Origin of the sequence: Pontiella sp., from assembly GCF_041622395.1 — a bacterium.
Taxonomy (GTDB): domain Bacteria; phylum Verrucomicrobiota; class Kiritimatiellia; order Kiritimatiellales; family Pontiellaceae; genus Pontiella.
Map to the genome: position 1 here is coordinate 1 of NZ_JBFJYW010000193.1, position 7,694 is coordinate 7,694.

Sequence of the window (7,694 nt, forward strand, 5' to 3'; positions counted from 1 at the left end):
GACCGTGCTGGTGCTCAGCGGCGTCAGCACGCGCGCGAGCGCAGAACAGTTTGCCTACCGGCCGGGCTATATCCTGAACGGGGTCGGCGACATCGTGCCCGCCTAACTCAAGTTCGCGGCTTTAGTTGGTCGTACCCGAACGCGTATTCTTCCAGCACGGCGCCCGTCTGATCGATCAGGCGGAACGTAACCCGCGGCTCCGCGCCGCGGGTGTCGAACGTGAATTCGCCAAAGGCGATGAAGTCGAGTCCGTCATAACCGAAGAGTTGTTCCGGGCAGTTCGCCACCAAGCCCTTGGGGCCGGGCACGCCGCCGAGGGACGCGGCCTCGAATTCCAGGAAGTCGAAGCCGGAGGGCCGCGGGATCTTGAAGCCGCGCGCCCCATGGCGGTCGCCGCTGATGAGCAGGACGCCGCCGATGTTTTCTTGCTCGATCAAGCGGAAGATTTCCTCGCGCGCTTGGGGGTCCCACGTGCCCCACGAATCCTTGGCCTTGGTGACATAGTCGCTCCACATCGTTCCGCTGCTGATCACCTTGAACGGCGCGGTGGAATCCCGAAGCGTTTTCGTTAGCCATGCCATCTGCCGCTCGCCCAGGTACGAACCGCGTTCGCCCTGGCGCGCGTTGTCGCGGCACGAGCGCGTGTCGAGCATGATGATTTCAACGGGGCCCGTGCGCGTGTTGAAATAGATGCCCTCGCGCCCGTCGTTGGCGGGCGGGTTGTTCCAGTTTTGGTGCCAGACCCCGCGGACGCCGTCGCGGTCCGCGGCGGTCAGCCGTTTGGGAACGCCGCTGAGGTCGTTGTTGAAATAGTCGTGGTCGTCCCACGCCGCGTAGACCGGAACGTTCGATGCGAGTTGCTTCCACGCGGTCGAAACATCGCGCAATTGATAATCCGCCCGGTGCATGTTGATTTGGCCCTCGCGGTCGTCCGCGGCGATGTCGCCCAGCAACAGCATGGCCCGCGGCTTGCGCTTCAGGATTTCCCGGACCGTGTTTGGGTTGTGCACCCCGACCTTGTGCATGCACGATCCGAACGCGATGCGCAGCTCGCCCTTGTCGGCCGGGGGCGGCGCCGTGGTGAAGCCGCCCGTGGCGATGGGTTCGTTGTTCGCCATCACCGCGTATTCATAGGCGGTGTCGGCTTTCAATCCCCGAAGCTCGATCCGCGTTTCCCGTCCGGGTTCAACCGCCGGGGCGCGAAAGGTCTGCTCCGCCTTCGTCGTCGTATGCTTGGTCTGGATCGTAAGCGCGGTGGTCGTCGCGGGCCGCAACCACACCGTGGCGCCCTCCGTTGTCACGTTCCCGAGCATCGGGCCGCCCATTACGGGGAGGCCGTGCGTCGCCGCGGCCTTCACGATCGCGGCGTCCGTAAAGTCCGCCTTCGGATTTGCCGCGAAGATCGCGCGGGCGTCCAAATAGAATTGGCGGAACGGTTCCGGGGGCGCGCCGTAACTGTCCAGCAACCGGGTGTCGATTTCCAGCGTGCCCTTGTGCGCCTCCTTCAGCGAAACCTTGAACAACGGAGCGGCGGCATCGGCCAACGCGCGAAACCCGGTGGCGATGCCCGCCCCCAGCGCGGCGATAAAAGGGCGGCGGCCAAAAGAAAATGTATGGATTGATTTCATGTCGATCTCTCTTCGTCGGTGAGCGTACGCATGCTGCAAAACACGGGGCAACATATCGTGCGTGCAGGCTCAATTAAATGATAATCGTTGCGGCTTATCCTGCTCCGGCGCGAAGAAACGGCGATCGGCGGCGATCGGCGGCGATCGGAGGGATCCCGGCACGATTGTGGGGCATTGGGCTTGAATGATCGATCAAGCATCGGCACTTTGGGGCACTTGGGTTCCCGGCGATTGCGGAGCCCCTTCACATCCCAACAGGAGAAACGAACATGAAGACATTGTGTGCAGAAGCGCTAAAACAAAGTAACGAGGCCATCGGAGCGTATGCGGAGGCCAGCCCGAAGGTGATCGGCGCTTTCATGAAACTCCACCATGCCGGTGCCGGCGAGGGCGCGCTGTCGGTTAAGCACAAGGAATTGATCGCGCTGGGCATCGGCATTCACGCCAAGTGCGAAGGTTGCATTCTGGCCCACGTGTCCGCCGCCCTCAAGGCGGGGGCCACCCGCGCAGAGGTCGTCGAAGCCATCGATGTGGCCGTGTATATGAGCGGCGGTCCCGGCGTTGTTTACGGAGCAAAGGCTTTCGCCGCGCTCCAGGAATTCGAAGCCGCCGGTTAAGAACCATGCAGACGCCCAAGGCCATTGTTTTCGACGTCAACGAGACGCTGCTGAGCCTGAGCCCGCTGAAGCGGGCGGTCGGCCGGGCGCTGGGCGGGCGGGAGGATCTGCTCCCGCTCTGGTTTTCAACCCTGCTGCACTACTCGCTGGTAGAAACGCTGACGGGCTCCTATCACGACTTCGGGGAAATCGGCACGGCGGCGCTGATGATGGTGGCGGAGGCGCAGGGCATTGCGCTGACCCCTGCCGAAGCCAATGCGGCGGTCGTGCCGCCGCTCCGTTCGCTGCCGCCGCATCCGGATGCGGCGGCCGGGCTGGCGGCGTTGCGCAAAGACGGGCGCTTCAAGCTCGTTACCTTGAGCAACTCGTCCGATGCGGAGGCGCAGGCCAAATTGAGCAAGGCCGGACTGGCGGCGCTGTTCGATGCCCACTACACGGTCGAGTCGCTCAAGAAATACAAACCGCATCCGGACACCTATCGCCGCGTGCTTCAGGCACTCGGAGCGCAGCCGCAAGAGGTGTTGATGGTGGCGGCGCATGCCTGGGATCTGATGGGGGCCAAGAACGCCGGACTGCGGACCGCCTTTGTCGCCCGCGCCGGCAAGACGCTCTATCCAAACGCGGCGCGGCCCGATTATGTCGTGGACGATCTGCCCGCACTGGCATCGTTTCTTCGGTAAGCGACTCCGGAAGACCTTCGGGCCCAGGGATGGGAACAGGGGTTCCCAACCCATGGCCCGGCCCGCGGATTATTTTTGATAGGCGCCGGCGGAGTAGGTCAGTTCATAGCTGTGGGAATAGATTTCGATCAGGTTGCCGAAGGGATCTTCGCAGTAGACCATGCGGTAGGGTTTTTCGCCGGGATAGTATTCGCGGATCGGCATGCGCTGCTTGCCGCCGTTGGCCACGATTTTCGCGGCCAGTCCTTCAATGTCCGGATCCTGCACGCTGATGTGGAAGAAGCCACTCTTCCAATACTCGAAGTTGTTTTCGCGTTTCTCCGCATTGCGGAACTCGAAGATTTCAATGCCGACTTTGTCGCTGGTCGCCAGATGGGCGATCTTGAAGCGCTCCCAGCCTTCGCCGAACACATCGTCGCACATGATGCCGATGGCGGAGTCGTCGGAGACGATTTCGGTGGGCGGCATGATGACGTACCAGCCGAAGGTTTGGGTGTAGAACTCGACGGCCTGCTCGAGGTCGGTGACGGAAATGCCTACATGGGAAAAGGCGCGTGGATAGGTCATGACGTTGCTCCTTGGGTTGTTTGTTTGCCGGGTTTCTTTTATCGTGTCGCTTGCCGCGAGGGCCGATCCTGCCAGAAGCAGGCTTCCAATCACGGCGGGTTTGGTTAGGATCTTCATTGATGTCTCCATGGGGGGGTTACTGGAAGCGAGTTAAGGGCTTTTGCGAAAATCGCGCAAGAGGCCACTTTTTGGTCCGGTACGCACCAAATGGTCTGAATTGCCGCCAATGGGCCCCGACCGCGGAAAAACTTTTTTTGGAAGGAGCGCCTGAAATGATTGAGTGGAAAGGGAAGAACTATCACTGCCCGGTGGAAATCGCCATGGCGGTGCTGAGCGGAAAATGGAAGTGCCTGATGCTCTGGCACCTTCATGACGGCACCAAACGCTACTCGGAACTGGAACGGATTGTGCCCGGGGTCAGCCAGAAAATGCTGTCGCAACAGCTGCGCGAACTGGAGAACGACGGCCTGTTGAGCAAGACCGTCTATCCGGAAATCCCGCCGCGGGTCGAATATACGCTGACCGAACTCGGCGAAAGCGCGTTCCCGATCCTTGAGATGATGCACCGCTGGGGCGTCGGCAAACTCGGGGTTTCCGAGGGTCCGGCGAAATAACCGCCTGCGGCGTTGCGCCTTAAATGCCGTTTTATAATTGAACGCGCGGCGGTTGCCGGGGATCTGATGGGGGGCCTGGAACGCCGGACCTCTGTCGCTGTATGTTGCCGCGCAGTCTGGCCGTCTCGAGCGCAGATTGAAACCGATAACCTGGAGAATTGACCATGACGCAAACAACGGAAACGAATCGACGGGTCCTACTCGGCGCCCGCCCGCACGGCGCACCCAAACGCGATGATTTCCGGATCGCGGAGGCGCCCGTTCCGTCGCCGGCCGAGGGGGAGGTGCTGCTGCGCACGCTCTATCTTTCGCTGGATCCCTACATGCGCGGACGAATGAGCGACGGGCCGTCGTATGCGCCGCCGGTCGAACTCAATAGCGTCATGGTCGGCGGCACGGTTTGCCGCGTTGAGCAGTCCCGGCATTCGGATTATTCCGCGGGCGATCTCGTGCTCGGCTACAGCGGTTGGCAGGACTACGCGGTTTCCGATGGCACCGGGCTGGTGCAGCTCGCGCCGGACATGGAGCACCCCTCGCTGGCGCTCGGCGTGCTGGGCATGCCGGGCTTCACCGCCTATATGGGCCTGCTCGATATCGGCCGGCCGCAACCCGGCGAAACCGTAGTCGTGGCCGCCGCCACCGGCGCAGTCGGTTCGGTCGTCGGGCAGATTGCCAAGCTCAAGGGTTGCCGCGTAGTCGGGATTGCCGGCGGAGCCGAAAAGTGTGGCGCCGCCGTGGAGGAGCTCGGGTTTGATGCGTGCATCGACCATCGGGCCCAGGATTTGGAAGCGCAGCTCGCCGCGGCTTGTCCGGATGGCATCGACGTCTATTTCGAAAACGTCGGCGGCAAGGTGTTCGATGCCGTTCTTCCGTTGCTCAACTCCCAGGCGCGCATTCCGCTCTGCGGCCTGATTGCCCACTACAACGACACCGAATTGCCGCCCGGGCCGGACCGTCTTTCGTTGCTGACGAAAACGATCCTGATCAAGCGCATCAAGATGCAGGGCTTCATTATCTTCGACGACTATGCCCCGCGTTACGGCGAGTTCGCGGCCGAGATGGGGGGTTGGGTCAACGAGGGTAAAGTCAAGATTCGCGAAGACGTGGTCGATGGCCTTGAACGCGCCCCCGAAGCCTTCATTGGATTGCTCGAAGGCCGGAACAACGGCAAGCTCGTCGTTCGCGTGGCCGACCGCGAACCCGACGGATCGAATCGCCCGGCCCATCCGCCGGTTTTTTCCCGCTTCCTGACAGAAAATATCCCCACATAACCCCATTGAATCCGATCCGCCGCAACAATTGTTTGAATTGTGAGTTGAATGATCATTCAATACGTGGCAGGGTCCCGTCATTCAATCACCGGCGACGGTGAATACATTAACCTACGGAGAACGAAATGAAGACGACACAAAAGAACAATGCTTGGAACAAACGATGGATGGGGGGCGTACTGACGGCCATGGTTGCGGTTGTGGCTTCATGCTCCGAACAAACAGGAGATACTGCCATGGAAACCACGGAATCGAGTCTCAAGGCGCAGCTGGATAACAAAAAAAATTCGTTTAGCGCACCCGACACCGTAAAGGAAATCTACGCCGCCGGACTGCAGGCCGTAGAGGAAAGCGGTATTGTGGCCCGGGCGAAACAGTTGGGCGAGGTCGCCCCCGATTTCGCGCTGACCAATGCCAAGGGCGAAACCGTTCGGTTAAGCGACTATCTGAAAAAAGGTCCGGTGGTGCTCACTTGGTATCGCGGCGGCTGGTGCCCGTATTGCAACCTGACGCTGCATGCGTTGCAGAAAGAGCTGCCCAATTTCAAAGCCGCCGGGGCCAGCCTGCTCGCGCTGACGCCCGAGTTGCCGGATCAGTCGATGTCGACTGCCGAAAAGCATGCGCTGGAGTTTGAGGTGCTCAGCGATATCGATAACCAGGTCGCCCGCGAATACGGCATCGTCTTCAAGCTGACCGACGACGTCGCGAAAATCTACGAAGAGAAATTCGGCTTGTCGGCCTATAACGGAAACGACTCCAACGAGCTTCCGCTCGCCGCGACCTACATCATCGCTCAGGACGGCACGATCTCCTACGCCTTCCTCGATGCCGACTATCGCAACCGCGCCGAGCCGTCCGTCATTACCGCGGAACTGAACAAGTAACACCCCCCGCTATCGCCCGGCCCCGTTCCGGCTTCATTCGCGGATGGAGCGGTTCGGCGGCCTTGGCAAATACATAACCTGGAGAACGGACATGAGATTGTTGATTGCACTCGCCCTGTTCGGGGCGGCGGCCTCGTTTGGGCAACTCGAAACCCCGCCGGCCGTTGGTGCCGATGGACTGGATGCGATTGTGGACGGGTTTCAGGTGAAAGCCGTGGGCGTTGGCTACAAGAGCTCGGAGGATTTTCTGGCGCTGCTGGACAAGGCCGAGGGGGGCGGGGCGGTCGATACCGGGTTCGCGCTCTTCCTGTCGGATCCGGTGGCCTTCGTCAGTGAATCCGGGATTGCGCTCGCGGTGCTCTTTATTTTGATTGGCGGGCTGGCGCTGAACCTGACGCCGTGCGTCCTGCCGATGATCCCGATCAATCTGGCCATCATCGGGGCCGGGGCCCAGGCCGGAAGCAAGCGGCGCGGCTTTGCGCTGGGGGCGGTCTACGGCGTGGGCATTGCGCTCGTCTACGGCCTGCTCGGGGTCGCGGTGGTGCTGACGGGCTCGCAGTTCGGGACGATTCAATCCAGCCCGTGGTTCAGTTTTTCGATTGCCGCCATCTTCGCGGCGCTCGGCCTGGCCATGTTCGATGTGTTCTCGATCGATTTTTCCTCCCTGCAGAACCGAATGGGAAGCGGGCCCCAGAAACAGGGCAACTTCCTGGTCGCACTGAGCATGGGCTCCGTTGCGGCCCTGCTCGCGGGGGCCTGCGTGGCGCCCGTCGTGATCGCCGTGCTGCTGCTGGCGGCGAATTTGTACGAAGCCAACCCCGTCGCGGGCCTCGCGCTGCCGTTCGTGCTGGGCTTGGGCATGGCGCTGCCGTGGCCGTTTGCCGGCGCGGGGCTCTCCTTCCTGCCCAAACCGGGGCAATGGATGGTGCGCGTCAAGCAGGGCTTCGGCGTCCTGATTATCCTCTTCGCGCTCTACTATCTGAACCTCGGCGTAAAAAGCTTCCAAACCCCGCGGGCCGGCCGCAATGCCCATGGCGGCCACATCACCATCGATGGCGCGACCAACGCGGGCCTGGCAGAAGCCCTCGCCGGCGCCCAGGCGGACGGCCTGCCGGTGTTGATCGACTTCGGGGCCAGCTGGTGCAAAAACTGCGAAGTGATGGATGCCACGACCTTTAAAAACGAAGCCGTCATCGAGCGCCTTTCCGGCTATCGGTTCATCCGCTACCTGGCCGAAGATCCCGGTCACCCGACCACGCAGGCCTTCATGGAAACGTTCAAGGTCCGCGGCCTGCCGACCTACGTCGTCCTGGGCGAATAGATCCGGCAAACCCGCCCTTGCGAAGCGGCAAGTGCGATCCGGCGGTTCCATGCGCGCAAGAACTCCGCATACGTGGCGCCGGATTCCAATCCGGTGTTTACCATGCACGCAA

The 7,694-nt window shown here is 61.7% G+C and carries 8 protein-coding genes and 1 pseudogene; 7 read left to right on the forward strand and 2 right to left on the reverse strand.

Annotated features, from left to right (window positions below):
• Positions 1–106: pseudogene (locus ABYO54_RS11410) on the forward strand (TIGR01457 family HAD-type hydrolase); the annotation flags it as partial.
• 1 nt (position 107) lies between these two features.
• Here ABYO54_RS11410 and ABYO54_RS11415 read toward each other — a convergent pair.
• Positions 108–1,628: an alkaline phosphatase gene (locus ABYO54_RS11415; RefSeq protein WP_372808378.1), complete on the reverse strand. Its 1,521-nt coding sequence runs from the start codon at positions 1,626–1,628 to the stop codon at positions 108–110.
• A gap of 269 nt (positions 1,629–1,897) precedes the next feature.
• Here ABYO54_RS11415 and ABYO54_RS11420 point away from each other — a divergent pair, with 269 nt between their 5' ends.
• A complete protein-coding gene (locus tag ABYO54_RS11420) occupies positions 1,898–2,245 on the forward strand; it encodes a carboxymuconolactone decarboxylase family protein (protein WP_372808379.1) in 348 nt (115 codons plus the stop codon).
• A 5-nt stretch (positions 2,246–2,250) separates the two neighbouring features.
• Positions 2,251–2,925 (forward strand): haloacid dehalogenase type II, encoded by a 675-nt coding sequence (locus ABYO54_RS11425; RefSeq protein ID WP_372808380.1) that lies wholly within the window; start codon positions 2,251–2,253, stop codon positions 2,923–2,925.
• 69 nt (positions 2,926–2,994) lie between these two features.
• On the opposite strand, the gene ABYO54_RS11430 is transcribed toward ABYO54_RS11425, so the two are convergent.
• Positions 2,995–3,492, reverse strand: a complete 498-nt coding sequence (locus ABYO54_RS11430; RefSeq protein ID WP_372808381.1) for a lactoylglutathione lyase family protein — start codon at positions 3,490–3,492, stop codon at positions 2,995–2,997.
• Between the two features lie 272 nt (positions 3,493–3,764).
• Between ABYO54_RS11430 and ABYO54_RS11435 the strand changes: the two genes are divergently transcribed.
• The 4 genes from ABYO54_RS11435 to ABYO54_RS11450 all read left to right on the forward strand — a co-directional run bounded on the left by ABYO54_RS11435 (position 3,765) and on the right by ABYO54_RS11450 (position 7,582).
• A complete protein-coding gene (locus tag ABYO54_RS11435; protein ID WP_372808382.1) occupies positions 3,765–4,106 on the forward strand; it encodes a winged helix-turn-helix transcriptional regulator in 342 nt (113 codons plus the stop codon).
• Positions 4,107–4,270: 164 nt separating this feature from the next.
• A complete protein-coding gene (locus ABYO54_RS11440) occupies positions 4,271–5,377 on the forward strand; it encodes an NADP-dependent oxidoreductase (RefSeq protein ID WP_372808383.1) in 1,107 nt (368 codons plus the stop codon).
• A gap of 125 nt (positions 5,378–5,502) precedes the next feature.
• Positions 5,503–6,261: a peroxiredoxin-like family protein gene (locus ABYO54_RS11445; protein ID WP_372808384.1), complete on the forward strand. Its 759-nt coding sequence runs from the start codon at positions 5,503–5,505 to the stop codon at positions 6,259–6,261.
• 91 nt (positions 6,262–6,352) lie between these two features.
• A complete protein-coding gene (locus ABYO54_RS11450) occupies positions 6,353–7,582 on the forward strand; it encodes a protein-disulfide reductase DsbD family protein (protein ID WP_372808385.1) in 1,230 nt (409 codons plus the stop codon).
• Positions 7,583–7,694: the final 112 nt, after the last annotated feature.